We start from the raw sequence: 23,492 nt of genomic DNA on the forward strand, positions 1-23,492 counted from the left end.
ACATGTCCACCCCTGCAACCGACAGCGCCCCCCAGGTGGGGCGCACTTCTAAGGCGGGCTACCGGGGCACCAAGGTGCGCCGCCAGCGCGTCCGCGCCGCCTGGCTGTTCCTGGCCCCGATGCTGATCACCTTGGCGATGGTGGCCGGATGGCCGCTGCTGCGCACCTTCTACCTGAGTTTCACCGATGCCTCGCTGTCGGATACCGCTGGGGCCGCCTTCATCGGCATCGAGAACTACCTGGTCTACGCCGATGGCGCCTGGTATGGCCTGCTCACCGATCCGGTGTGGTGGAATTCGGTCTGGAACACCATCTATTTCAGCGTGGTGTCGGTGTCGCTGGAGGTGGTATTCGGCATCATCGTCGCCCTGCTGCTCAACGCCGAGTTCAAGGGACGCATGCTGGTGCGCGCCGCGGTGCTGATTCCCTGGGCGATCCCCACTATCGTCTCGGCCAAGATGTGGGCCTGGATGCTCAATGACCAGTTCGGGATCATCAACCACCTGCTGATGACGCTGGGCCTGATCGACGCCCCCCTGGCCTGGACCGCCGACGCCGACCTGTCGATGTGGGCGGTGATCATGGTCGATGTCTGGAAGACGATCCCCTTCGTCGCCCTGCTGGTGCTGGCCGCCCTGCAGATGCTGCCCAAGGACTGCTATGAGGCCGCCGAGGTCGACGGCATCCACCCGGTCAAGGTGTTCTTCCGCGTCACCCTGCCGCTGATCACCCCGGCCCTGCTGGTCGCCGTGATCTTCCGCCTCCTCGATGCCCTACGCGTGTTCGATGTCATCTACGTGCTGACCTCGAACTCCACCAACACCATGACCATGTCGATCTACGCCCGTCAGCAGCTGGTCGAGTTCCAGGACGTGGGCTATGGCAGCGCCGCCTCGACGATGCTGTTCCTGATCATCGCCCTGGCCGTGGTGATCTATCTCTACCTTGGCCGCCGCCAACTGGGAGTCGACGAATGAACCGCTATCAGCAGATCAAGCTCGCCAAGCAGATCGGCAAGTGGGCCCTGATCGCGGTGATCATGGTCTACGCCATCTTCCCCTTCTACTACGCCGTGATCACCTCGCTGAAGCCGTCCAGCGAGCTGTTCCAGGTCGACTACTGGCTGTCCTCGGTCGACTTTAGCAACTACGCGCAGATCTTCTCCCAGAAGAGCTTCATCCAGGCCATCGGCAACTCGATCCTGGTCGCCGTCAGCGTGGTGGCCATCGCCCTGCTGCTCGGCATCACCGCCTCCTACGCGCTGGGCCGGGTACGCTTTCGCGGCCGCACCACGGTGATGCTCACCATCCTCGGCGTCTCCATGTTCCCCCAGGTCGCGGTGCTCTCGGGCTTGTTCGAGGTCGTTCGCAGCCTGAACCTCTACAACAACCCCGGCGGCCTGATCCTGAGCTACACCATCTTCACCCTGCCGTTCACCGTCTGGGTACTGACCACCTTCATGCGTCAGCTGCCGATGGAGCTCGAGGAAGCCGCCATCATGGACGGCGCCACGCCCTGGGTGACCATCACCAAGGTGTTCCTGCCGCTGATGTGGCCGGCCATGGCGACCACCGGCCTGCTGGCGTTCATCGCCGCCTGGAACGAGTTCCTGTTCGCCCTGACCTTCACCCTGACCGACGACCAGCGCACCGTGCCGGTGGCCATCGCGCTGATCTCCGGCGGTAGCCAGCACGAGCTGCCCTGGGGCCCGATCATGGCCGCCTCGGTCACCGTCACCGTGCCGCTGGTCATCCTGGTGATGATCTTCCAGCGCCGCATCGTCTCCGGTCTCACCGCCGGCGCCGTCAAGGGATAACACTCATGTCATCGATGGACTCCAAGATGCAAGACTCTACTTTCTGGTGGCGCGGTGGCGTCATCTACCAGATCTACCCGCGCAGCTTCCTGGACAGCAATGGCGATGGCATTGGCGACCTGCCGGGCATCACCGAGAAGCTCGACTACGTGGCGAGCCTCAATGTCGATGGCATCTGGCTGTCGCCCTTCTTCACCTCGCCGATGCTCGACTTCGGCTACGACATCAGCGACTACCGCGACGTCGACCCGATGTTCGGCACCCTCGACGACTTCAAGGCGCTGCTGGATCGTGCCCACGCGCTGGGCCTGAAGGTGATGATCGACCAGGTGATCAGCCATACCTCGGATCAGCACCCCTGGTTCCAGGAGAGCCGCCAGGACCGCACCAACGACAAGGCCGACTGGTTCGTATGGGCCGACCCCAAGCCCGACGGCACGCCGCCCAACAACTGGCTGTCGATCTTCGGCGGCTCGGCCTGGACCTTCGATTCGCGCCGTCGGCAGTACTACCTGCACAACTTCCTGGCCAGTCAGCCGGACGTGAACTTCCATCACCCCGAGGCGCGTCAGGCCCAGCTCGACAACCTGCGCTTCTGGCTCGAGCTGGGCGTCGATGGCTTCCGCCTCGACACCGTCAACTTCTACTTCCACGATACTGAGTTGCGCGACAATCCGCCGGTGCCGGCGGGCGAGGCCAAGACCCTGGGGGCGCCGGACACCAACCCCTATACCTGGCAGCGTCACGTCTATGACCTGAGCCGCCCGGAGAACCTCGATTTCCTCAAGGAACTGCGCGCCCTGATGGACGAGTTCCCCGGCACCACCACGGTCGGCGAAATCGGCGACGACAACCCGCTGGAGCGCATGGCCGAGTACACCGCCGGTGGCGACAAGCTGCACATGGCCTACGGCTTCGATCTGCTCAACGAGCCGCACTCGCCGGCCTATATCCGCGAGGTGATCGAACGCTTCCAGCGCCTGGCGGGCGACGCCTGGCCGTGCTGGGCGCTGTCCAACCACGACGTGGTGCGCAGCGCGACCCGCTGGGGCCAGGACGAGGATCCCGTCGCCTATCCCAAGGTGGCGCTGGCCATGGTGCTGTCGCTGCGTGGCAGCGTCTGCCTCTACCAAGGCGAGGAGCTCGGCCTGCCCGAGGCCGAGGTGCCCTTCGAGCGCATCCAGGACCCCTACGGCAAGGTGCTGTGGCCGGAATTCAAGGGCCGCGACGGCTGCCGCACGCCGATGCCCTGGACACAGGGACCCCAGGGCGGCTTCTCGTCCGCCGAGCCCTGGCTGCCGGTCGACGAGCGGCATCTGCCGCTGGCCGTCGCCAACCAGCAGGACGACGCCGACTCGGTGCTCAACGCGACCCGCGCCCTGCTGGCCTTCCGGCGCCAGCATCCGGCCCTGATCGAGGGCGAGATCACCCTGGTCGAGGTCGGCGAGGACCTGCTCGGCTTCATCCGCGAGGCCGACGAGCGGGCAGGCGGCGAACTCCTGCTGTGCGTCTTCAACCTGACCGGCGAGCCTCAGGAAACCGCGCTGCCGGCGTCCCTCGCCGAGACCGCCCGGCCACTCGAGGGTCCCGGCTTCGAGGCCCATCTCGAGGCATCGCGGCTGGCTCTTCCGGCCTATCAGGCCGCCTTCCTGGCGCTCGATTAACCCCTTTCCAGATGCCGGCGCCAAGGCGCCGGCAGGGAGTCGCAAGATGGCAAGCGTAACCCTTCAAAAGATCAACAAGGTCTTCGGCCACACCCATATCATCAAGGATCTCGATCTCGAGGTCGGCAACGGGGAGTTCGTGGTCTTCGTCGGCCCCTCCGGCTGCGGCAAGTCCACCCTGCTGCGCCTGATCGCCGGGCTCGAGTCGATCAGCGATGGCGACATGCATATCGCCACGGACCGGGTCAACGACCTGCCGCCCCGCGAACGCGGCGTCGGCATGGTCTTCCAGTCCTATGCCCTCTACCCGCACATGACGGTGTACGAGAACATGGCCTTCGGCCTCAAGCTGGCCAAGACCGACAAGCAGAACATCGAGCAGCGGGTGATGGAGACCGCCCGCATCCTGCAGCTCGAGGAGCTGTTGCACAGGAAACCCAAGGAGCTCTCCGGCGGCCAGCGCCAGCGCGTGGCCATGGGCCGGGCGATGGCGCGCGAGCCGCGCATCCTGCTGTTCGACGAGCCGCTCTCCAACCTGGATGCCTCGCTGCGTGTGCAGATGCGCAACGAGATCGCCCGCCTGCACCACCGTCTGGGCTCCACCATGATCTACGTCACCCACGATCAGGTGGAAGCCATGACGCTCGCCGACAAGATCGTGGTGCTGCGCGATGGCCGCATCGAGCAGGTCGGCAGCCCCCAGACCCTCTACCAGCAGCCGGCCACCAGGTTCGTGGCCGGCTTCATCGGCTCGCCGACCATGAACTTCATGCCGGCCGAGCTGCTCGCGGGCAGCGCCGACGGCTGCCGGATCAAGACCCCCGGGCTCGGCGAACTGGCCCTGCCCCAGGGTGCCAGCGGCGAACGCCATGGCGCCGCCCTGACCCTGGGCGTGCGCCCCGAGCACCTGCGCCTGGCCGAGGCCCACGGCGACAACGCCTTCGAGATCGTCAATGTCGAGTACCTGGGCAATGAGGTCTATGTCTATCTCGAGCCCCACGCCGGCGACACCCTGCTGATCCATCGCAGCGAGGCACCGAGCCAGTGGCAGATCGGTCAGCGGGTCGCGCTGGTGCCCGAGACCGAGCACGTGCACCTGTTCGACGCAGAGGACCAGGCCCTGGGCCTCACCACGCGGCGTCAGGTGGCCTGAGCGTCATCCCGTTCACTCCCTGTACTCGCGACGGAAGCCCCGGCTTCCGTCGCCAGGAGATCCCCATGACCTTCTCTCGCCCCCCACAGGGTGACGATCACGACTGGTGGCGTGGCGCGGTGATCTACCAGGTCTACCCGCGCCACGCCACCAGTACACCGATGGTGATGGCATCGGCGATCTGCAGGGCGTGATCGACCGACTCGACTACATCGCCTCGCTGAATGTGGACGCCATCTGGCTGTCGCCCTTCTTCACCTCGCCGATGAAGGACTTCGGCTTCGACGTCAGTGACTACCGCGGCGTCGATCCCATGTTCGGCACCCTCGAGGACTTCGACCGCCTGGTCGAGGCCGCCCATGCCCGCGGCCTCAGGGTCGCCATCGACCAGGTACTCTCGCACTCCTCCGATCAACATGCCTGGCTCCAGGAAAGCCGCCAGAGCCACGACACCCCAAGGCCGACATGAAGGATTGGCACCAGCTCGCCTCGCCGGGCATGCCGTCTACACGGCGGCTAGACGGCACGCTGAGGTTGATGCCCGGCACCGCCACCTGGCTGACGCAGCCCTGAGGCAGCGCGACACGACCATAAGGGCCCGCCATCGCCACGGCGCTGGCGGGCCCTTCGCTCATGCACGCGACTGTTCGCACGACAGGGCGTGCCTGTCGATGCCTATTCATCTTCGACATTCACGGCTATGATAGGATCCTAACTAAATCGATTCAGAAGCGATCGCCATTTCGTTGTCCAACAAGCGAGCCTTCCCGTGTCTTCGTCACGCCATATCACCTTGAAGGAATTGGCCGCCGAGCTCGGCGTGTCCACGGCCAGCGTCTCCAATGCCTTCAACCGCCCCGACCAGCTATCGCCGCGACTGCGGGAACGCATCCTCAGCGAGGCCAGCCGACTGGGCTATTCGGGCCCCGATGCCAAGGCACGCAGCCTGCGTACCGGCCGCTCGCGGATCATCGCGGTGGTGCTCGCCGAGACCCTGACCTACAGCCTCAACGACGCCGTGGCCAGCGAGCTGCTGTCGGGGGTCGCCGAGGTACTGGATGCGCATGGCCATACCCTGCTGCTGCTCTCCGGTCGTCAGCACATCTCTCAGGCCCCCGGCTCGGCCAGCATGGCCGACGGCTTCATCGTCTACGGCCTGATGCCCAGCATGAAGATACTGGCCGACCTGCCGGCCCAGCGGCCGATGATCGCGGTGGACTTCGACATCGCCGGGCGCCCCTGCGTGCATGTCGAAAACGAACCGGCCAGCTACGCCATTGCTCGCCATGCCCTGACAGCGCCTCCCAAGCGCCCCGGCATCATCAACCTGCGCCTCACCGAGATGCCCTGCAACGGCAGGATCACCGAGGCGCATACACTGCTGGCGGCCGATCAGACCATCACCCGCTCGCGGCTGGCCGGCTTTCATCGCGCGCTGGCGGAGCAGGGCATCGACCCCGCCGAGGTGCCGATGTGGAATGTCGAGGAAAATACCTTCGAGGTCTGCGCCCCGGTGATCGAGGCGATTCTCGATCTGCCGGATGACCAGCGCCCGGACCTCTTGCTGTGCATGTCCGACCGCATCGCCCTGACCGTGCTCACCCTGGCCGAGCAGCGCGGCCTGCGCATTCCCGAGGACCTGCGCCTGACCGGCTTCGACGGCATCGCCGAGGGCCAGTATCGCGCCCCGCGCCTGACCACGGTGCGTCAGGACAGCGTCGAGAAGGGGCGCATCGCCGCCCGCATGATCCTCGGCCTCGCCCCCCACGAGGATCGCCTGCTCAGCACCGAGCTGATCCTGGGCGACACCTGTCCCTGATGCCCGCCGGTCACCCGGCCTCTGCTCTCTCCCTGGTCAGGGCGCGCCCCGCCCCTCGCCGCTATAGTGAGTTCAGGCTAGTGCTCGTGAGTGACGCCCCCCGGCGGCTGCCCCGCGCACGAGGACTCTGCCATGACCACGAACGTCGCGGTGATCCAGTCGCCCCCGGTCCTGCTGCAGCGAGACGAGACGCTGCACCAGATGCTGGCCTCCATCGACGCGGCGGTCGGCGCCGGGGCGACCCTGCTGGTCTTCCCGGAGGCCTACCTTCCGGGCTATCCCACCTGGGTCTGGCGACTCGCGCCGGGTAGCGACATGGCGCTCTCGAGCGAGCTGCACGCCCGGCTGCGCGAGAATGCCGTCGACCTCGATGGCGACGACCTCGCGCCCCTTAAGGACGCCGCCGCGCGCCATGGCGTGACCCTGGTGACGGGCCTTAACGAGATCGACCGTCGCTACAGCGGCACCACCCTGTACAACAGCGTGGTGGTGATCGGGCCGGATGGCCGCCTGCTGAACCGCCACCGCAAGCTGATGCCGACCAACCCCGAGCGCATGGTCTGGGGCATGGGCGATGCCAGCGGGCTGAGGGTCGTCGACACCCCCGCCGGGCGCATCGGCTGTTTGATCTGCTGGGAGAGCTACATGCCGCTGGCGCGCTACGCCCTCTATGCCCAGGACCTGGAGATCTTCATCAACCCGACCTGGGATTCGAGCGATGCCTGCCTCGCCAGCCTGCGCCACATCGCCCGGGAGGGCGGCTGCTGGGTGATCGGCACGGCCACCGCGATTCAGGGCAGCGACATCCCCGCGTCCTTCCCGGAACGCGACCGACTCTTCACCCCGGAGGAGTGGATCAACGTGGGCAATGCGGTGGTCGTCGCGCCGTCGGGCGAGGTGGTGGCGGGGCCGCTCAATCGCGAGAAGGGCATCCTGCATGCCGAGATCGAGGTCGAGAGCGCGCGACGGGCGCGCCGCTCGCTGGATGTCTGCGGCCACTATGCCCGCCCCGACCTCTTCTCGCTGTCGGTGAACCGTGCCCCGCTCCCCCCCGTCTCCTTCTCTGACGACTGAGGCCGCGCTCACTCGGCCTCGGGCGAGTCCCGCGTGAACAGCGCCACCTGGGTCGGCTGGCCGAGGTGGGGGTCGAGTTCACCGATGCCCGAGAAGCGCACGCGATAGCCGTTGCGACGGGCGACCCCCTGCCCCCAGTCGCGAAAGCGCGCACGGCCCCACTCGAACTTGTGATCGGGATCGCGAAACTCGCCGCGGGCGAGGCCGTAGAGCGGGTTGTACTCGCCGTTGGGGGTGGTCATCACCAAAAGCCGCGGACGCAGGCCGGCGAAGACCGCCCGCTCGACCCGGGAGAGCGCCTCGGGAGGCACGTGCTCGATGGTCTCGACCATGGCCGCGGCCTCGAAGCCGACCAGCGCCGGGTGGGCCTCGGCATAGGAGCCGCAGATCAGCTCGAGGCGCCCCGCCCGGGCGGCCGGCAGGGCCGAAAGCCGCAGCTTGGCCTGGGCGAGCAGCTCGCCACTGAGCTCCAGGCCGACTACCCGCTCGAACTGTGCGTCGCGCAGCAGGTACTGCAGCAGGCCCCCGGAACCGCAGCCGAGATCGAGAACCCGCCGCGCCCCGCTGCGGCGGATCAGCGACGCCGCCCGCTTGAGGCGCGCCTGATGGAGGTCGGGGTCTTCGTGCTCGGTCATCGCCGTGTCGTCCAATCGGAGGCGGGACGAATGATGATGACGCAACGCCAGCGGGGGGTGTAGCGAGCCACGAAAAAAAGGCGCGACTCGCGTCGCGCCCAACTGCCTGCTCGATGCTCGCCGAGGCGTCTTCCGGTCAGAAGAAGCCCAGCGGATTGATGTCGTAGCTCACCAGCAGGTTCTTGGTCTGCTGGTAGTGCTCGAGGGCCACCTTGTGGGTCTCGCGGCCGACCCCGGACTTCTTGTAACCGCCGAAGGCGGCGTGGGCCGGATACTGGTGATAGCAGTTGGTCCAGACGCGGCCGGCCTGGATGCCGCGGCCGATGCGGAAGGCGACGTTCATGTCGCGGCTCCAGACGCCCGCGCCGAGGCCGAACTCGGTGTCGTTGGCGATGGCGAGGGCCTCCTCCTCGTCCTTGAAGGTGGTCACCGCCACCACCGGGCCGAAGATCTCCTCCTGGAAGACGCGCATGCTGTTGTTGCCCTTGAGCAGGGTCGGCTGGATGTAATAGCCGTTGTTGATGGCCGGGTCCAGGGTTTCCCGCTGGCCACCGGCCAGGAACTCGGCGCCCTCCTCACGGGCGATGTCCATGTAGGACATGATCTTGTCGAACTGCTCCTGGGAGGCCTGGGCGCCGACCTGGACGTCGGTATCCAGCGGGTTGCCGCGCTTGATCGACAGGGTGCGGTCCACGACCCGGGCCATGAAGTCGTCGTACATGCTCTCCTGGATCAGGGCGCGCGAGGGACAGGTGCACACCTCGCCCTGGTTGAAGAAGGCCAGCACCAGGCCCTCCACGGCCTTGTCGATGAACTCCGGCTCGGCGTTCATGATGTCGGCGAAGTAGATGTTCGGCGACTTGCCGCCCAGCTCCACCGTGGAGGGGATGATGTTCTCGGCGGCGCACTTGAGGATGTGCGCGCCCACCGGGGTAGAGCCGGTGAAGGCGATCTTGGCGATGCGCTTGCTGGTGGCCAGCGCCTGGCCGGCCTCGGCGCCGTAGCCGTTGACGACGTTGAGCACGCCGGGCGGCAGCAGGTCGCCGACCAGCTCCATCAGCTTGAGGATGGAGGCCGGGGTCTGCTCGGCGGGCTTGAGCACCACGCAGTTGCCCGCCGCCAGCGCCGGCGCCAGTTTCCACACGGCCATCAGCAGCGGGAAGTTCCAGGGGATGATCTGCCCCACCACCCCCAGCGGCTCGTGGAAGTGATAGGCCACGGTGTTGGCGTCGATGTCCGCGGCGGAGCCCTCCTGGGCGCGGATGCAGCCGGCGAAGTAGCGGAAGTGGTCGATGGCCAGCGGCAGGTCGGCGTTGAGCGTCTCACGCACCGCCTTGCCGTTGTCCCAGGTATCGGCCACGGCGAGCATCTCGAGGTTCTGCTCCATGCGGTCGGCGATCCGGAGCAGCACGTTGGAACGCTCGGCGGCCGAGGTCTTGCCCCAGGCCGGAGCGGCCTGGTGGGCGGCGTCCAGCGCCTTGTCGATGTCCTCGGCGGTGGAGCGGGGAATCTCGCAGAACACCTCGCCGTTGACCGGGCTGACGTTGTCGAAGTACTGGCCCTTCACCGGGGGCACGAACTCGCCGCCGATGTAGTTGCCGTAGCGCTGCTCGAAGCTGACGACCGAACCGGCCTGGCCGGGGTTGGCGTAGATCATGGCGTGACTCCTGAATATTGTCGTTATGGAAGTTCATCTCTCAGTGTTGGTGAGCGCGGCCGTTCGCGACATACTCCGATGGCAGGAGCCGGGCTCCTCCTTCGGGAGGAGGCCCGAATGTCGCGCGCGGTGCGCCGCCCCGAGGCCGCGACGGACCTCGCGCCTCGTTGAGCGTGACCGGGGGAGTCTCACGACATCATGTCGAGCACCACGCGGCCTTCGATGCGGCCCTCGATCATGCGCTGGAAGACATCGTTGATGTTCTCGAGCCGGTCGGTGGCCACCGTGGCCTTGACCCTGCCCTCGCCGGCGAAGTCCAGCGACTCCTGCAGGTCCTGGCGGCTGCCGACGATGGAGCCGCGGATGGTCAGGCCGTTGAGCACGGTGCCGAAGATCGGCAGCGGGAAGTCCCCCGGCGGCAGGCCGTTGAGCACCAGGGTGCCGCCACGGCGCAGCATGCCCTGGGCCTGATCGAAGGCCTTGGGCGAGACCGCCGTGACCAGCGCCCCGTGGGCCCCGCCGATCTCCTGCTTGATGTAGGCCGCCGGGTCGGTCTTCATGGCGTTGACCGTCACCGCGGCACCCAGCCGCGCTGCGAGCGCCAGCTTGCCGTCGTCGATATCGACGGCCGCCACGTTGAGCCCCATGGCCCGGGCGTACTGCACGGCCATGTGGCCAAGGCCGCCGATGCCGGAGATCACCACCCACTGGCCGGGGCGGGTATCGGTCATCTTCAGCCCCTTGTAGACCGTGACGCCGGCACACAGCACCGGAGCGATCTCGAGGAAGTCGACGTTGTCGGGCAGGCGTCCCACGTAGCCGGCATCCGCCAGGGTGTAGTCGGCGAAGCCGCCATTGACCGAGTAGCCGGTGTTCTGCTGCGACTCGCAGAGCGTCTCCCAGCCGCCCAGGCAGTGCTCGCAGTAGCCGCAGGCCGAGTAGAGCCAGGGCACTCCGACGCGATCGCCCTCCTTGACGTGGCTGACCCCCTCGCCCACGGCCACGATGTGCCCCACGCCCTCATGGCCGGGAATGAACGGAGGCTCGGGCTTGACCGGCCAGTCGCCGTGCGCGGCGTGCAGGTCGGTGTGGCAGACCCCCGACGCCGCGACCTTGACCAGGATCTCCCCACGCTTCGGCCGCGGCGTCGGCACCTCCTCGATGGTCAGCGGTTCGCCGAACTTGCGCACCACGGCAGCCTTCATCGTTGCATCCATCTCGAATCTCCTTTTCCATTGCGGGTTCGCGGGCCGCGCCAAGGGTGGTCTCGCGGCCTTACCCCAGTCTTGGTCAGCGGGATCTTGTGGGACATACTGCGTTGGCAGGAGAGCGCCTCCCCCTTCGGTAGGAGGTGAGACGATGCCAGGAGGATTGCCATGCACACCCTGATGGTCGCCGATGACCATCCGCTGTTTCGCGAGGCCATCGGCGCGGTGATCGCCGCCGGGCTGCCCGACAGTCGACTGCTGGAGGCCGAGAGCCTGGCGCACGCCCTGGAGCATGCCGAACAGCACCCGGACGTCGATCTGGTGCTACTGGATCTCGGCCTGCCCGATGCCAGCGGACTGGAGGGGCTCCGGGCGCTGCGCGAGGCGTATCCCGCGCTGCCGGTGGCGATCCTCTCCGCCGACCAGGAGCGGCGCACCATCCTCGAGGCCATCGACCTCGGCGCGGTGGGCTACATCCCCAAGTCGACGCCGCGCCCGGAACTCCAGGCGGCCCTGACCCGCCTGCTGGAGGGCCAGCTCTACCTGCCGGCGGACATCATGCGCCGCCCCCCGGCCTCAGCGCCTTCGCCGCCGGATGAGGCGGGCCAGCAGGACGCGCAGCGCCAGCGCCTGGCCGAGCTCACCGACAAGCAGCTCGAGGTGCTGATCCGCCTCTCCCGCGGCGCCTCCAACAAGGTGATCGCCCGCGAGCTGGAGATCGCCGAGACCACGGTGAAGACTCACGTCTCGGCGATCCTGCGCAAGCTTCACGTCTCGGGCCGCGTCCAGGCGATACTGGCCGCCGGTGCGCTCGACCTCGAGGCCCTGCTGGCCGAGCGCCACGCCCCCTCACCCTGAGCCGACGCCTCGCAGGCCGACCAGCTGCATGCGCAGCCGCAGCGGCTTGACGGGCTTGAGCAGGCAGCCGTAGCCCCGCTGGCGCGTCAGGCTCTTGATCGAGGCGTCGTGATTGGCGGTGATCACCACCACCGCGAGCCCCGGCCGGCGCTCGCGCAGCCGCGCCGTCACCGCCAGGCCATCGGGGTCGCCCTCCCCCAGGTGATAGTCGACCAGCAGCACGTCGGCGGCCTCACCGGGCGCGTGAGCGTTCAGGTCGGCCTCCAGGGCGGCCAGGGAGGTGGCGGTGCGCACCTCGCACCCCCAGCCGTCGAGCAGCGCCGCCATGCCCTCGCAGATCCCCGGATCGTCGTCGATGACCCAGACCCGCGTGCCCGCCAGCACATCGCCCTCCCAGGCAGGTGCCGGCGCGCTCGCTGGCGCCGCCGGCAGCCGGCCGGCGGGCACGCGCACCGCGAACAGCGAGCCGCGCCCCGGCACCGAGGCGAGCCGCAGGGGATGATCGAGGATCCCGGCGATGCGATCGACGATCGCCAGCCCCAGCCCCAGGCCGCGATCCTCGGCGTCGCGGCGCTCGCCCAGGCGCTGGAACTCCTGGAAGATCGCCTCGCGCTGCGCCTCGGGGATGCCGGGCCCGGTATCGCCCACCAGGATCTCGAGTCCCCCGGGGCGCCGACGGCAGCCCAGCAGGATCCGCCCCTGCTCGGTGTAGCGAATGGCATTGGTCAGGAAGTTGCGCACCACCCGCGCCAGCAGCGCCAGGTCCGAGGCGACGACCGCGTCGCTTGCCACGTAGTGCAGCGCAAGCCCGCGCGCCGCGGCCATCTGGCGGAACTCCTCGGCCAGCACGTCGAGCAGCCGCGCGACGGGGAACGGCGCGATGTCCGGTTCGAGCACGCCGGCATCGAGCCGCGAGATATCCACCAGGGTGCCGAGCAGCGCCTCCACGTCCTGGAGGGAGCGCCCGACGTGCCCCACCAGCCGCGTCGACTGGGCGGGAAGCTCGTGCTCCTCGAGGGCGCTGGTGAACAAGCGGGCGGCATTCAGCGGCTGCATCAGGTCGTGGCTGACCGCGGCCAGGAAGCGGGTCTTGGAGAGGTTGGCCGCCTCGGCCTCGGCCTTGGCGGCATGCAGCTCGGCCAGGGTCTGCTGCAGGGCCTCAGTGCGCTCGCGCACCTGCTCGGCGAGCAGCACGGCATGCTCGAAGGCCGCATAGGGCGCCGCCCCCGCCACCCCCGCGGATTCCACCCGCTCCATCAGCGCGGTGGCGATCCGGCGCAGGCGCGCGTTCTCCTCCAAAAGCTCCCGCTCCCGGGCGGTGGCGTCCTCAGGCATCGTCCGTGGACGGTCGAGAGCCAATGGCGACCCCGGTGAAGGTCTGGTTGATGTGCATGCCATGATGCTGCTCCCCATAGGAGTTGAAACCGATCACCCGCGAACGGGCCAGCAGCCGTGAACCCGCCTCCACGCGCTCCAGCGTTTCCAGCTCCAGCCGACGCAGGAAGCAGTCGCAGGCGATGATCAGCGCCGGGTCGCCGAGGCGCTCGGTCAGCCCGGCGAAGACCGCCTCGAGATCCTCGAGCAGGGGCGCCGGGCGCATGGCGGTGAGCACGATGCCGTTCTCCACGGCGCAGTAGAAACTCAGGCTGCCGTCGTCGTTGACCCGCTGGATGGCGCGCACGAAGTGCGCCTCGCCCAGCCGCACCGCCAGGGGGTGGCGGGCGAAGACCGCGGCATCCAGCGACGCGACCGGCAGGCCCACCAGCCGGGCATACTCCTCGGCGGCCGGCAGGGCGTTGAGCTCCAGCACCCGGCGGCGCTCGCGATCGGCGCGGGTGACCACCAGCTTCTCGGTGCGCGGTCGCAGGTGGTGGGTGGTGAAGACCTCGAAGGGCAGCCGGGTGTTGATCAGCACCACCACCGCGGCCTGGCCGTGGAAGCGCCCCTCGGCGTGCACGTGGGTATGGGCCAGGCGATTGTCGTCACCGGCGGAGCCGCCGAAGCTGGGAATGCGCCCCAGGGCGGCATCCAGGGTCGCCAGCACCTGCTCCTCGCAGCTGGAGAGCCCGTCGAGCAGCGTCAGGGCGAAGCTGTGCTCGGCCAGGGGCGCCAGGGCGCGATGGCGACAGTCATCGAGCAGGCCGTCGACCAGCCGCTGGGCGCGCATCAGGTCGAAGCCCGACAGATCCTCGATGAGCGCGAAGGAGACGGCGAAGTGGCGCCGGTCGAGGCCGATGGCGACGATACCGCCACGCTCGTAGCCCTGCGGGGTGATCTCCCCGGCGGTGGTGCAGCCCGCCACCGGCACGCCGTGAAAGGCCGCATCCAGGGACTCGGAGAGCGCCGCCAGGGGATACTCGGCGCTGCAGAAGAACAGCACGAAGCCGAGTTCAGGATGGCCAAGCTCGCCGGCGAGCTCCTGCGCCGCGGCCCGGGGGTCGCTTCGGCGGCTCACGGCGGTGCGCAGCGGCAACGCCTCGTCTGCCGTGCCCTGCTCTGACGTGCCAGCGAGCCCGGGGCTGGCGGGGAAAGGATCACGCATGTCGGCCTGCCTGTCGGGTTTCGGGCAGTGTATGCCCCGGGGCCGGGAGCGACAACGCCGGCCCAGGGCGCGGCTTGATCACGCTGCACGGCGCTCAGGGAGCCTGGTACTTTCTGCTGATCCGCGAACGAAATTGACCAATATCAAGGAGGGAGCTGCCCCCCTGCGTCTACCTTATCTGGACGGTGCCCGGAAGAGGCCCGGATGACAAGAACGGAGATGCCCATGCCTGCCTGCCCGCCCGAGATGCACACCCACCCCAGCCCCGCCGATCAGCCGCTGTCGCTCACCTACGATCACGAGTCGCACGAGATGGAGCGCTACCGCGGCCTGGCCCTGAGCTTCCTGCCCACCCGCCCCGAGGTCAGCCGCCTGATGGCCACGCTGGGCATCGAGTGCGAGCGGCGCCTGGGCGCCCTGGAGACCCTCGCCGAGCAGCTGCAGCGGCGTCACTGCCTGCCGGCGACCCTGGCCCGGCGCCGGGCCATCGCGGAGCAGTACCGGCTGCACCTGTTCATCAGCGACGACGCCATGGCGGCCCAGACCCTGAACTACGCCCTGGCCTTCGCTCAGCACTCGCTGCAGTTCAGCAAACTGATGGCCCGGCACTGCGAGCTCGCCAGGCTCGATACCCTGCTCGACCGGTTCGTCGACAGCAAGCGACACGAGTGCCGGCTCCTCGAGGAGATGCGGGACCAGATCCATCGTGCGTTCGCCGGAAGCCGAGCCGCGGGCTCAGTCGGGTGATGACCAGGCCTCCAGCGCCACCAGCGTCTCGGCCAGGCCGCGATGCAGCGCGCTGAGGATGACGGCGACTTCGTCCAGCCGCTCCTGCGCGCAGAGTCGCTCCAGCTGACTGGCCAGGCCAGCGACCCGCACCGCCCCCAGGCTCGAGGATTCCCCCTTGAGCCGATGGGCGAGGTATTCGACCTGGCGGGCCGCCCCGTCGTCGAGGGCCCGCTCGAGCCCCGCCAGGTGCTCCGCCGCCTGGTGCCGGTAGAGGGTGATCAGCGCCGTCAGCCCCTGTCGACCCAGGCTCTCTTCCAGCGACGACAGCGTCGCCTCCTCGAGCGGCGAATCGACGGGGGGGAGCGTCTCGCCGCGCGGCAGATGCCGGTTCAGCAGCGCCACCAGGGCCTGCTGGAAGAGCGGCTTGGCCAGATAGCCGCTCATGCCGGCGGCCAGGCAGCGCGCCTGATCTCCGCTCGGCCCTCCGGCGGTCATGGCCACGACCGGCACCTCGGCGGACCAGCCGCCACGGGTGCGCAGCCGTCGCGTCGCCTCTAGCCCGTCCATGCCGGGTAGCTGCACGTCCATGAAGATCAGGTCGAAGTGTTCACGCGCCGTCCAGGAGAGCGCCACGTCCGCGGCCTCGGCGACACTGACACGACAGCCCAGGCGTTCGAGCATGGCCCGCGCCACCTGCTGGTTGACCGGGTCATCCTCGACCACCAGCAACCGGGCGCCGGCCAGCCCCCCCGCCGGGGCGACCGCCGACGCATCGGCCGCCACCTCGTGGGCCGTGGCCTCCGGCAGCGTCAACACGAACCAGAAACGGCTGCCCCGGCCCGGCTCGCTCTCGAATGCGAGCCGCCCGCCCTGCGCCTCGACCAGGCGCTGGCTGATCACGAGCCCGAGCCCGGTGCCGCCGAAGCGGCGCGCGGTGGAAGGGTCGCCCTGCTGGAAGGGTTCGAACAGCTGACGCTGGCTCTCGGGGGCAATGCCGATCCCGGTGTCGACGACCTCGAAGCGCACCGTGCCATCGTTCAGGGCGCGCACGCCCAGTCGCACCTCCCCCCGCTCGGTGAACTTGATGGCGTTGGAGAGCAGGTTGAGCAGCACCTGCCGCAGACGGCCGGCATCGCCGACGACCCGCATCGGCAGCCGCGGATCGATGTCGCACGTCAGGCGCAGGCCTCGGGCCTGGGCCCGCGGCGCAAACAGCGCCACCGCCCCCTCGACCAGCTCGGCCAGCTCGAAGGGTCGCTCCTCGAACTCCAGGCGCTGGGCCTCGATCTTGGAGAAATCCAGGATGTCGTTGATCAGCTCGAGCAGCCGCTGGGCACTGTCATGAATGGTGTCGGCGAAGTGGCGCGCCTTCACGGGCAGCGGCTGATCCTGCAGCAGGTCGCTCATGCCGATCACGCCGTTGAGCGGCGTCCGGATCTCGTGGCTGACGGTCGCCAGGAAGTCCGACTTGGCGCGGCTCGACGACTCGGCGCGCTGTGCGGTGACCTCGAGCTCGCGGCTCAGGGTCTCCAGCTCTCGTCGGGCGGCGGCGTTGTCGCGGGACTCGCGAAACAGGAAGACCACCACCAGCAGGGCCGTCAGGCTCATCGCCAGGATCAGCAGCAGCAGGACGACGTAGAGCGTCTGCAGGGCGTGCCGCTCCCGGGTGGTGGCCTCGGCCAGGTGGCCATTGATGGCGATGATCAATCGCTCGGTGACGCCTCCCAGGATACCCAGGCGCGAGATCAGCTGGCTCCGGGCATCGGCATCGAGGCGCTCCATTCCGCTCAGCTGTGCCTCCATGGCATCCAGATGCGACTCGACCTGCCCAACGAGCTCCTCGGCGACATCGATCTCGGCGAGCAGCCGGGTGATGTCGCCCTCCTGGAGCAGGTTCAAGCGGCTATAGAGCAGTTCCAGGCGGATGCGCATGGCCAGCAGCGGCCGAGTGGCCGCCGGGTCGGGACGGGCCAGGAAGCTTCGCAGCTCCACGGTGTCACGATCGAGCTTGTAGGCGTGCCAGACGGCATTGCCGCCCACGCTCTCGGAGAGCGCGTGCTGGCGCCAGGCGACCAGGCCGACCACCACCAGGGCGGAGGCGAAGAACAGCAGGGCGGCGATGGCGCCCAGCTTCAGACGCAGGGGGTAGTGCGGCATCAGGCCTCCTCGCCCGGAACCTCTCAGGGTACGATGATCCGTTCGACGTGCCAGACCGAGCGGAAGCGCACCGCCTCGGTCAAGAGCTCGGGATGCGCATCGAAGGGATAGACGACGAACAGCGGACCGAAGTCGCGAATGCCCAGGGGCTCGCCGTCCCGTGACATGGCGAGGATCACGTCGTGGTCGTAGAAGTCGGACCGCGGGGCCTGCGCCTCGAAGTCGTTGAGGGCCCGGATGCGCAGGCTGTCGCCGTCGGCCCCGACGGTGTCGAGCAGGGCCCGGACCAGGGGCCCCTCGAAGCGCCCCTTGTCGCTATGCCAGGGGGTGTGGGTCTCGATGACCCGCGACGGCAGGGCCTCCAGCATGGCGCGATCGAAGTGCGCCTCGTCACCCACGTTGGGATAGGCGATATCCCCGCTGAGGGTGAGGATCACCCTGTCGGTGGGCCCGGGCAGGGGCATCGGCTGCTCTTGAGGATGGGCCGGGGCGTGAGAATGCGCCTGGGCGTGGGACAGCGCGATCAGCAGGCACAGCAGCGGGGCCAGCAGACGCACGATGAATCCGGTCGACATGAGCGGGATTCCCGAGACGAGAAAGACCGGCACAGAGTACGTCACTCGGCGCCCTGGGTCAGGCGCGGGGCCGCCAAAAAGCGAGAGGGGCGCCAGGGCGCCCCTCGTGTCACTGCTGGTACGGCCGCCGTCGGCAGGCGTGGTCTCAGCTTTCCAGCTTCTCGACCGGCTCGATGCGCACCAGGTCCTCGTAGGCGTGCCAGCTGGCATGTCCGAGCACCGGCAGGATCAGGGCCAGGCCGATATAGAAGGTCATCACCCCGACCAGCACGCAGCCGGTGAGGATGGCCGCCCACAGCAGCATCGGGCGGAAGTTCTTGGCCACCGAGCGGATGCTGGCCTCGATGCCCTCCATGAAGGTGAGATCCTGATCCATCAGGGTGGGGATGGCCACCACGCTGATGGTGAAGGCGCCAAAGGCCAGCACGGCGCCGATCGCGGTGCCGACCGCCAGCATGATCAGGCCGTCGGCGGTGGTCAACAGCGAGGCATAGAGCGTCTCGGGGTTGGGCGCCTCGAGGCCGAAAAACAGCGCGAAGAGCAGCGTGGCCAGGCGAATCCAGGCGAGGAAGAAGATCATCATCATCACGCCCATCATCGCCAGCTGGCCGGCGTGCCCCTTCCAGCCGCCGAAGGCATCACCGAGATTGGGGACGCGCCCGGCCTCGATCGCCCGGCTGATGCCGTAGGACCCCACCGCCACCAGCGGCCCGAGGAACATGAAACCGGCGATCAGCGGCAACAACCAGTGCCAGAGCCCCAGCGTGAAGGCACCGGCGGTGATGGCGATACTCAGCCCCACCCAGAACATCCCATAGGCGAGACTGACCGCGGTGGCCTGGCGAAAATCCTCGAAGCCTGCCGCCAGCCAGGCTCGTGGCTTGTCCATACCCACTGATCGGATGTTGATCCTGACACTGGGTGCAGCAGTCTTGTCCTGCTCTCTGGTTGCCGCATTCATGGTCACACCCCTGTTTCCGCCTTTGGTGTCCCGGTTCCGCCGGGCCGGTTCGGGGCGCCTTCGCCGCATGGCCGAAAGAGCGCCCGTCATCTCTTAATGTCTGATTAATGTAGACGACGTCCGCCGTTAACGCAGAGGGCCAGGGGGTGAGGCCCTCAACGCACAGTGTCCTCAGGACGCGAAACCGCCGGAGGTCGTGCCTGGCGTCATCCCCCGCATGTCGTCGGCGCCCCTCATACGCGAACGCCTCCCTTGAGGGGAGGCGTTCGCAGGGGGCTGGCCGATGGCCATCGGCCTCGATGGCCGACCATGGCCAGGCCGACTCAGCGCACGATCATCACCGACACCTTCGAGTGGTGCACGACGTGCTCGGCATTGGGCCCGAGCACGTAGTCGACGAACTTGCGCTTGTTGTGGGAGGCCATGACGATCAGATCGATCTCGAGCTGCTTCGCCGCCTTGATGATCGCCTCCCACGGTGAGCCATCGACGATCACGCTCTGGACGGTGATGTCCTCCGGCACGTGCTCACGGATGAACTCGTGCTGGGCATCGGAGACCGCCTGATGTGCCTTCTGGGCGAAGTCCTTGGGGAAGTAGGAGCCCACCAGCGGCATGCGGTAGTCGGGCAGCACCGTCACCACGTGCAGCGAGGCACCGAAGCTCTGGCACAGCGACAGGGCCGTGGGCAGCGCCTTCTCCCACGACGCCTCCTCGTTGAGATCCACCGGCAACATGATCTTCTGGTACATGGTTGCGCCTCCTTCAGGCTTGAGCCAGGGCGGCATCGCGATCACGCCGCCGCCGTTGCAGCATCAGGACCAGGCCGAACACCAGGAAGGCGGGAATCCACATCCACTCCTTGGTCCAGCGATCCACCGGAGCCAGGACCTGGATGATCTCCTGGTCGAAGTCGAAGCCCATGTCGGCGGCCTGGCTGCCGTAGGCGACCATATCGACCACCGCCTTCTCCTCTTCGATGAACAGTTCCAGCCCAAGGTTCTCCAGGCGCTCCTCGCCGGTCTCCCCTTCGGGCACCGGCAGCGTCATGTAGGTGGTCATGGGATCGCCATAGGCGTCCAGGCCCGCCACCTGCAACCGCAGGGTCGTCTCGTCACTGACGCTGCCCAGCGCCTCGACGAACTGCGCCGGCGGCACCTCGCGATAGGGATCGTGGATCATGTCCATCCAGAACCCGGGGCGGAACAGCGTGAAGGCCACCAGCAGCAGCAGCACGGACTCGTACCAGCGGCTGCGCGTCACCATGAAGCCCTGGGTGGCCGCCGCGAAGATCAGCATCGCCACCGTGGCCACCACGAAGATCAGGATCCCCTGCAACCAGGAGACGTCGATCAGCAGCAGGTCGGTGTTGAAGATGAACAGGAACGGCAGCGCCGCGGTCCGCAGGCTGTAGTAGAAGGCCTGGAAGCCGGTACGGATGGGATCACCGCCCGACACCGCCGCCGCGGCGAAGGAGGCCAGGCCCACCGGCGGGGTCACGTCCGCCATGATGCCGAAGTAGAACACGAAGAGGTGCACCGCGATCAGCGGCACCAGCAGGCCGTTCTGCTCGCCCAGCTGGACGATCACCGGGGCCAGCAGCGCCGAGACCACGATATAGTTGGCCGTGGTGGGCAGGCCCATACCGAGGATCAGGCTGAGCACCGCGGTGAGCAGCAGGATCAGCATCAGGTTGCCCATGGAGAGCACCTCGACCACGTCGGCCAGCACCAGGCCCACGCCGGTCTGGGACACCGCGCCGACGATGATGCCGGCGGTGGCCGTGGCGATGCCGATGCCGATCATGTTGCGCGCGCCGGTCACCAGCCCGCTCCACAGGTCCAGCAGCCCCTCGCGGATGTCCGCCGCCATGTCGCTGCGCCCCCGGAAGATCGAGGTGATGGGGCGCTGGGTGATCATGATGAAGACCATCAGCACCGTGGCCCAGAAGGCCGACAGCCCCGGCGACAGGCGCTCGACCATCAGGCACCAGATCAGCACCACGACCGGCAGGATGTACTGCAGGCCGACCATCACCGTGGGACGCGTCTGCGGCAGGGTGTAGACCGGCTCATCGGGATCGTCGAGCTCGAGCTCGGGATAGCCCGCGGCCAGCTTCAAGAGTCCCACGTAGACGACGGCCAGGACCAGGGCCACCAGCCAGGGGGTGGCGTCGCCCATCAGCGGCTTGATCCAGCCCAGGCCGTAATAGACCACCATGGCCGTGATCATCATCAACAGCAGGCCGCCGAGGAAACCGATCACCTTGCGCACCAGGGGCTTGGGCGGGTTGCTGCTCTGAAGCCCCTGCATGTTGGCCTTCAGGGCCTCGAGGTGGACGATATAGATCAGCGCGATATAGGAGATCAGCGCCGGCAGGAAGGCGTGCTTGATCACGTCGACGTAGGAGATGCCGACATACTCCACCATCAGGAAGGCCGCGGCCCCCATGACCGGCGGCATGATCTGGCCGTTGACCGAGGAGGCCACTTCCACCGCCCCGGCCTTCTCGGCGGGGAAGCCGACGCGCTTCATCATCGGCACGGTAAAGGTCCCCGTGGTCACCACGTTGGCGATCGAGGAGCCGGAGATCAGGCCGGTCATGCCGGAGGCCACCACGGCGGCCTTGGCCGGCCCGCCCTTGTAGTGGCCGAGCAGCGAGAAGGCGACCTTGATGAAGTAGTTACCCGCGCCCGCCTTGTCGAGCAGGGCGCCGAAGAGTACGAACAGGAAGACGAAACTGGTCGAGACCCCCAGGGCGATGCCGAAGACCCCCTGGGTCGTCAGCCACTGGTGGTTGACCAGGCCGAACAGGCTCACCCCGCCGTGCGCCAGGATGCCGGGCATCCAGGGGCCGGCCAGGCTGTAGACGAGAAACACCGTGGCCACGATCATCAGCGGCGGCCCGAGGGCACGACGCGTCGCCTCGAGGAGCAGCAGGATGCCGATCACCCCGATGATCACATCCTGCAGGATGGGGGCGCCGGGACGCTGGGCCAGCTGTTCGTAGAACATGAACATGTAGGCGCCGCAGAAGGCGGCCGCCGCCGCCAGTACCCAGTCCTGAAAGGGAATGCGGTCACGCGGCGAGCGCTGCAGCGCCGGGTAGGCCATATAGGCCAGGAAGAGGGCGAATGCCAGATGAATCGATCGGGCCTCGGTGGCATTGAAGACCCCGAAGCCCAGCATGAAGGGGATCGGCGAGGCGATCCACAGCTGGAAGAGCGACCATACCGCGGCGATGCTGACCAGCAGCTTGCCCGGCATTCCGGCCGGCTTGCGCGCCCCCGAGTCGGTAGAGGCGACCATATCCTCCAGGTCGACCTCATCACCCGGAGACCTCATCTTGTCCTCGGTCATAAGCGAGCCCTGCTCTAAGTTATCGATTGACACTGGTAATCATTCGTCAGAACCAGAGTGCGCGGCCACCTATCCGGATGACCGCGCACTCAACACCTGGATGAGGTGATCTCAGATACCGGAGATCACTCGATCCAACCCTGCTCGCGATAGTAGCGTGCGGCACCTTCGTGCAGCGGCGCCGACAGACCGGAGCTGACCATCTCCTGCGGATCGAGATTCTCGAAGGCAGGGTGCAGACGCTTGAAGCGATCGAAGTTGTCGAAGATCGCCTTGACCGTCTGGTAGACCACTTCGTCGTCGGTGTTGCTGTCGGTCACGAAGGTGGCCGCCACGCCGAAGGTGGGCACGTCGTCCGGGTTGCCCTTGTAGAGGCCACCGGGGATGGTCGACATGGAGTAGTAGGGGTGCTCCTCGACGATCTGCTCGATGACCGGGCCATCCAGCGGGACGAGACGCGCGTCGACGGTGGTGGTGGCTTCCTGCAGGGAACCGTTGGGGTGACCGACCACATAGACCATGGCGTCGATGTTGTTGTCGGACAGGGCCGCGGCCTGCTCGGCGGCATCCAGCTGGGAGGCCAGGGAGAAGGTATCCATGGTCCAGCCCTTGGCATCCATGACCACTTCCATGGTGTTGCGCTGGCCGGAGCCCGGGTTGCCGATGTTGACGCGCTTGCCTTCCAGGTCGTCGAGGCCCTCGATGCCGGCATCGGCGCGGGCCAGCATGGTCAGAGGCTCGCCATGAACACGGAAGACGGCGCGAAGGTCCTCGTAGGCATCGCCTTCGAAGTTGCCGGTGCCGTTGTAGGCCTGATACTGCACGTCGGACTGCACCACGCCCATGTCCAGCTCACCGGACTTGATGCCGTTGACGTTGGCCACCGACCCGCCGGTGGAGGGGGCGTTGCACTTGATGTTGGCGTCTTCCAGACGGTTCACCAGGCGGCAGACGGACTGGCCGACCACGTAGTAGACGCCGGTCTGGCCACCGGTACCGATGGTGATGAACTTCTCGTCCTGGGCCATGGCCGGCGATGCAAACATCGCGGCTCCCAGCAGCGCGCCGGAAAAGGCAGCGGCAGAGAAAGCATGACGTGTCATGAACACACCTCTTGTGTTGTGAAAACGGGTTCCGTGGTGGCGGTCTCGATCCTGAACCGCCGACGGCTCTGAGCCGCTCCCTCCTACTTTAGCGAAAAAAGCGGTCGTATGATGAGGCCTTTTTGCTTATGAAGGAGTCTAGACCCAGCGTAGATGACGCGAGCGTTAATTTTCAGCGCCT

The 23,492-nt window shown here is 67.6% G+C and carries 21 protein-coding genes; 10 read left to right on the forward strand and 11 right to left on the reverse strand.

All coding sequences use genetic code 11. From position 1 onward, the window contains the following. Positions 1-2: 2 nt before the first annotated feature. The 8 genes from ACGTNG_RS01590 to ACGTNG_RS01625 all read left to right on the forward strand — a co-directional run bounded on the left by ACGTNG_RS01590 (position 3) and on the right by ACGTNG_RS01625 (position 7,526). Positions 3-977: a carbohydrate ABC transporter permease gene (locus tag ACGTNG_RS01590; protein ID WP_394575079.1), complete on the forward strand. Its 975-nt coding sequence runs from the start codon at positions 3-5 to the stop codon at positions 975-977. Next, on the forward strand, positions 974-1,816 hold the full coding sequence (locus tag ACGTNG_RS01595) for a carbohydrate ABC transporter permease (RefSeq protein WP_394575080.1): 843 nt from the start codon (positions 974-976) through the stop codon (positions 1,814-1,816). Before ACGTNG_RS01590 ends, ACGTNG_RS01595 begins: the two co-directional genes overlap by 4 nt. Before the next feature lie 26 nt (positions 1,817-1,842). Next, positions 1,843-3,480 (forward strand): alpha-glucosidase, encoded by a 1,638-nt coding sequence (locus tag ACGTNG_RS01600; RefSeq protein ID WP_394575081.1) that lies wholly within the window; start codon positions 1,843-1,845, stop codon positions 3,478-3,480. A gap of 46 nt (positions 3,481-3,526) precedes the next feature. Next, a complete protein-coding gene (locus ACGTNG_RS01605) occupies positions 3,527-4,633 on the forward strand; it encodes an ABC transporter ATP-binding protein (RefSeq protein WP_394575082.1) in 1,107 nt (368 codons plus the stop codon). A gap of 65 nt (positions 4,634-4,698) precedes the next feature. Then, positions 4,699-4,827, forward strand: coding sequence for a hypothetical protein (locus ACGTNG_RS01610; protein ID WP_394575083.1), 129 nt, complete (start codon positions 4,699-4,701; stop codon positions 4,825-4,827). Further along, positions 4,824-5,102 (forward strand): alpha-amylase family glycosyl hydrolase, encoded by a 279-nt coding sequence (locus tag ACGTNG_RS01615; protein WP_394575084.1) that lies wholly within the window; start codon positions 4,824-4,826, stop codon positions 5,100-5,102. Before ACGTNG_RS01610 ends, ACGTNG_RS01615 begins: the two co-directional genes overlap by 4 nt. A 300-nt stretch (positions 5,103-5,402) precedes the next feature. Continuing rightward, positions 5,403-6,452: a LacI family DNA-binding transcriptional regulator gene (locus tag ACGTNG_RS01620; protein WP_394575085.1), complete on the forward strand. Its 1,050-nt coding sequence runs from the start codon at positions 5,403-5,405 to the stop codon at positions 6,450-6,452. A 132-nt stretch (positions 6,453-6,584) separates the two neighbouring features. Further along, positions 6,585-7,526 carry a carbon-nitrogen hydrolase family protein gene (locus ACGTNG_RS01625; RefSeq protein ID WP_394575086.1) on the forward strand — a complete coding sequence of 314 codons (942 nt, stop codon included), beginning with the start codon at positions 6,585-6,587 and terminating at the stop codon, positions 7,524-7,526. Between the two features lie 8 nt (positions 7,527-7,534). On the opposite strand, the gene ACGTNG_RS01630 is transcribed toward ACGTNG_RS01625, so the two are convergent. The 3 genes from ACGTNG_RS01630 to adhP all read right to left on the reverse strand — a co-directional run bounded on the left by ACGTNG_RS01630 (position 7,535) and on the right by adhP (position 11,035). Then, positions 7,535-8,161 (reverse strand): methyltransferase domain-containing protein, encoded by a 627-nt coding sequence (locus ACGTNG_RS01630; protein ID WP_394575088.1) that lies wholly within the window; start codon positions 8,159-8,161, stop codon positions 7,535-7,537. 136 nt (positions 8,162-8,297) lie between these two features. After that, positions 8,298-9,818 carry an acetaldehyde dehydrogenase ExaC gene (gene exaC, locus ACGTNG_RS01635; protein WP_394575089.1) on the reverse strand — a complete coding sequence of 507 codons (1,521 nt, stop codon included), beginning with the start codon at positions 9,816-9,818 and terminating at the stop codon, positions 8,298-8,300. 188 nt (positions 9,819-10,006) lie between these two features. Then, positions 10,007-11,035, reverse strand: coding sequence for an alcohol dehydrogenase AdhP (gene adhP / locus ACGTNG_RS01640; protein WP_394575090.1), 1,029 nt, complete (start codon positions 11,033-11,035; stop codon positions 10,007-10,009). A gap of 159 nt (positions 11,036-11,194) precedes the next feature. Here adhP and ACGTNG_RS01645 point away from each other — a divergent pair, with 159 nt between their 5' ends. Further along, positions 11,195-11,884, forward strand: a complete 690-nt coding sequence (locus tag ACGTNG_RS01645; RefSeq protein ID WP_394575091.1) for a response regulator — start codon at positions 11,195-11,197, stop codon at positions 11,882-11,884. Here ACGTNG_RS01645 and ACGTNG_RS01650 read toward each other — a convergent pair. Next, a complete protein-coding gene (locus ACGTNG_RS01650) occupies positions 11,876-13,219 on the reverse strand; it encodes an ATP-binding response regulator (RefSeq protein ID WP_394575092.1) in 1,344 nt (447 codons plus the stop codon). The two genes, ACGTNG_RS01645 and ACGTNG_RS01650, sit on opposite strands and share 9 nt — an antisense overlap. Next, complete coding sequence (nosP, locus tag ACGTNG_RS01655) at positions 13,212-14,426, reverse strand: nitric oxide-sensing protein NosP (RefSeq protein WP_394575093.1); 1,215 nt, start codon at positions 14,424-14,426, stop codon at positions 13,212-13,214. Before nosP ends, ACGTNG_RS01650 begins: the two co-directional genes overlap by 8 nt. 225 nt (positions 14,427-14,651) lie before the next feature. Between nosP and ACGTNG_RS01660 the strand changes: the two genes are divergently transcribed. Beyond that, a complete protein-coding gene (locus ACGTNG_RS01660; protein ID WP_394575094.1) occupies positions 14,652-15,173 on the forward strand; it encodes a hypothetical protein in 522 nt (173 codons plus the stop codon). On the opposite strand, the gene ACGTNG_RS01665 is transcribed toward ACGTNG_RS01660, so the two are convergent. The 6 genes from ACGTNG_RS01665 to ACGTNG_RS01690 all read right to left on the reverse strand — a co-directional run bounded on the left by ACGTNG_RS01665 (position 15,162) and on the right by ACGTNG_RS01690 (position 23,311). Continuing rightward, entirely contained in the window at positions 15,162-17,312 is a 2,151-nt protein-coding gene (locus tag ACGTNG_RS01665) for an ATP-binding protein (protein ID WP_394575095.1), read from the reverse strand. The two genes, ACGTNG_RS01660 and ACGTNG_RS01665, sit on opposite strands and share 12 nt — an antisense overlap. A gap of 23 nt (positions 17,313-17,335) precedes the next feature. Then, on the reverse strand, positions 17,336-17,887 hold the full coding sequence (locus ACGTNG_RS01670) for a putative pterin-binding protein (RefSeq protein ID WP_394575097.1): 552 nt from the start codon (positions 17,885-17,887) through the stop codon (positions 17,336-17,338). A 145-nt stretch (positions 17,888-18,032) separates the two neighbouring features. Further along, the gene (locus tag ACGTNG_RS01675; protein WP_394575098.1) at positions 18,033-18,848 is read right to left on the reverse strand and encodes a DUF2189 domain-containing protein; all 816 of its coding nucleotides are present in this window, start codon (positions 18,846-18,848) and stop codon (positions 18,033-18,035) included. A gap of 323 nt (positions 18,849-19,171) precedes the next feature. After that, positions 19,172-19,600 (reverse strand): universal stress protein, encoded by a 429-nt coding sequence (locus ACGTNG_RS01680; protein WP_394575100.1) that lies wholly within the window; start codon positions 19,598-19,600, stop codon positions 19,172-19,174. Positions 19,601-19,613: 13 nt separating this feature from the next. Beyond that, a complete protein-coding gene (locus tag ACGTNG_RS01685; RefSeq protein WP_394575102.1) occupies positions 19,614-22,208 on the reverse strand; it encodes a TRAP transporter permease in 2,595 nt (864 codons plus the stop codon). A 125-nt stretch (positions 22,209-22,333) separates the two neighbouring features. Next, positions 22,334-23,311 (reverse strand): TAXI family TRAP transporter solute-binding subunit, encoded by a 978-nt coding sequence (locus ACGTNG_RS01690; RefSeq protein WP_394575103.1) that lies wholly within the window; start codon positions 23,309-23,311, stop codon positions 22,334-22,336. Between the last annotated feature and the right edge of the window lie 181 nt (positions 23,312-23,492).

This window comes from Halomonas sp. B23F22_3, from assembly GCF_043496965.1.
In the GTDB taxonomy this organism is placed as follows: domain Bacteria; phylum Pseudomonadota; class Gammaproteobacteria; order Pseudomonadales; family Halomonadaceae; genus Halomonas.

What these genes read in the sequence shown, in the direction of transcription:
- ACGTNG_RS01675 (WP_394575098.1), bottom strand. Translation starts at nt 18,848, where the DNA reads ATGAATGCGGCAACCAGAGAGCAGGACAAGACTGCTGCACCCAGTGTC.
- ACGTNG_RS01610 (WP_394575083.1), top strand. Translation starts at nt 4,699, where the DNA reads ATGACCTTCTCTCGCCCCCCACAGGGTGACGATCACGACTGGTGGCGT.
- adhP (WP_394575090.1), bottom strand. Translation starts at nt 11,035, where the DNA reads ATGGATGCAACGATGAAGGCTGCCGTGGTGCGCAAGTTCGGCGAACCG.
- ACGTNG_RS01595 (WP_394575080.1), top strand. Translation starts at nt 974, where the DNA reads ATGAACCGCTATCAGCAGATCAAGCTCGCCAAGCAGATCGGCAAGTGG.
- ACGTNG_RS01665 (WP_394575095.1), bottom strand. Translation starts at nt 17,312, where the DNA reads ATGCCGCACTACCCCCTGCGTCTGAAGCTGGGCGCCATCGCCGCCCTG.
- ACGTNG_RS01645 (WP_394575091.1), top strand. Translation starts at nt 11,195, where the DNA reads ATGCACACCCTGATGGTCGCCGATGACCATCCGCTGTTTCGCGAGGCC.
- ACGTNG_RS01685 (WP_394575102.1), bottom strand. Translation starts at nt 22,208, where the DNA reads ATGACCGAGGACAAGATGAGGTCTCCGGGTGATGAGGTCGACCTGGAG.
- ACGTNG_RS01670 (WP_394575097.1), bottom strand. Translation starts at nt 17,887, where the DNA reads ATGTCGACCGGATTCATCGTGCGTCTGCTGGCCCCGCTGCTGTGCCTG.
- ACGTNG_RS01625 (WP_394575086.1), top strand. Translation starts at nt 6,585, where the DNA reads ATGACCACGAACGTCGCGGTGATCCAGTCGCCCCCGGTCCTGCTGCAG.
- ACGTNG_RS01690 (WP_394575103.1), bottom strand. Translation starts at nt 23,311, where the DNA reads ATGACACGTCATGCTTTCTCTGCCGCTGCCTTTTCCGGCGCGCTGCTG.
- ACGTNG_RS01650 (WP_394575092.1), bottom strand. Translation starts at nt 13,219, where the DNA reads ATGCCTGAGGACGCCACCGCCCGGGAGCGGGAGCTTTTGGAGGAGAAC.
- ACGTNG_RS01680 (WP_394575100.1), bottom strand. Translation starts at nt 19,600, where the DNA reads ATGTACCAGAAGATCATGTTGCCGGTGGATCTCAACGAGGAGGCGTCG.
- ACGTNG_RS01605 (WP_394575082.1), top strand. Translation starts at nt 3,527, where the DNA reads ATGGCAAGCGTAACCCTTCAAAAGATCAACAAGGTCTTCGGCCACACC.
- ACGTNG_RS01600 (WP_394575081.1), top strand. Translation starts at nt 1,843, where the DNA reads ATGCAAGACTCTACTTTCTGGTGGCGCGGTGGCGTCATCTACCAGATC.
- ACGTNG_RS01660 (WP_394575094.1), top strand. Translation starts at nt 14,652, where the DNA reads ATGCCTGCCTGCCCGCCCGAGATGCACACCCACCCCAGCCCCGCCGAT.
- exaC (WP_394575089.1), bottom strand. Translation starts at nt 9,818, where the DNA reads ATGATCTACGCCAACCCCGGCCAGGCCGGTTCGGTCGTCAGCTTCGAG.
- ACGTNG_RS01590 (WP_394575079.1), top strand. Translation starts at nt 3, where the DNA reads ATGTCCACCCCTGCAACCGACAGCGCCCCCCAGGTGGGGCGCACTTCT.
- ACGTNG_RS01630 (WP_394575088.1), bottom strand. Translation starts at nt 8,161, where the DNA reads ATGACCGAGCACGAAGACCCCGACCTCCATCAGGCGCGCCTCAAGCGG.
- nosP (WP_394575093.1), bottom strand. Translation starts at nt 14,426, where the DNA reads ATGCGTGATCCTTTCCCCGCCAGCCCCGGGCTCGCTGGCACGTCAGAG.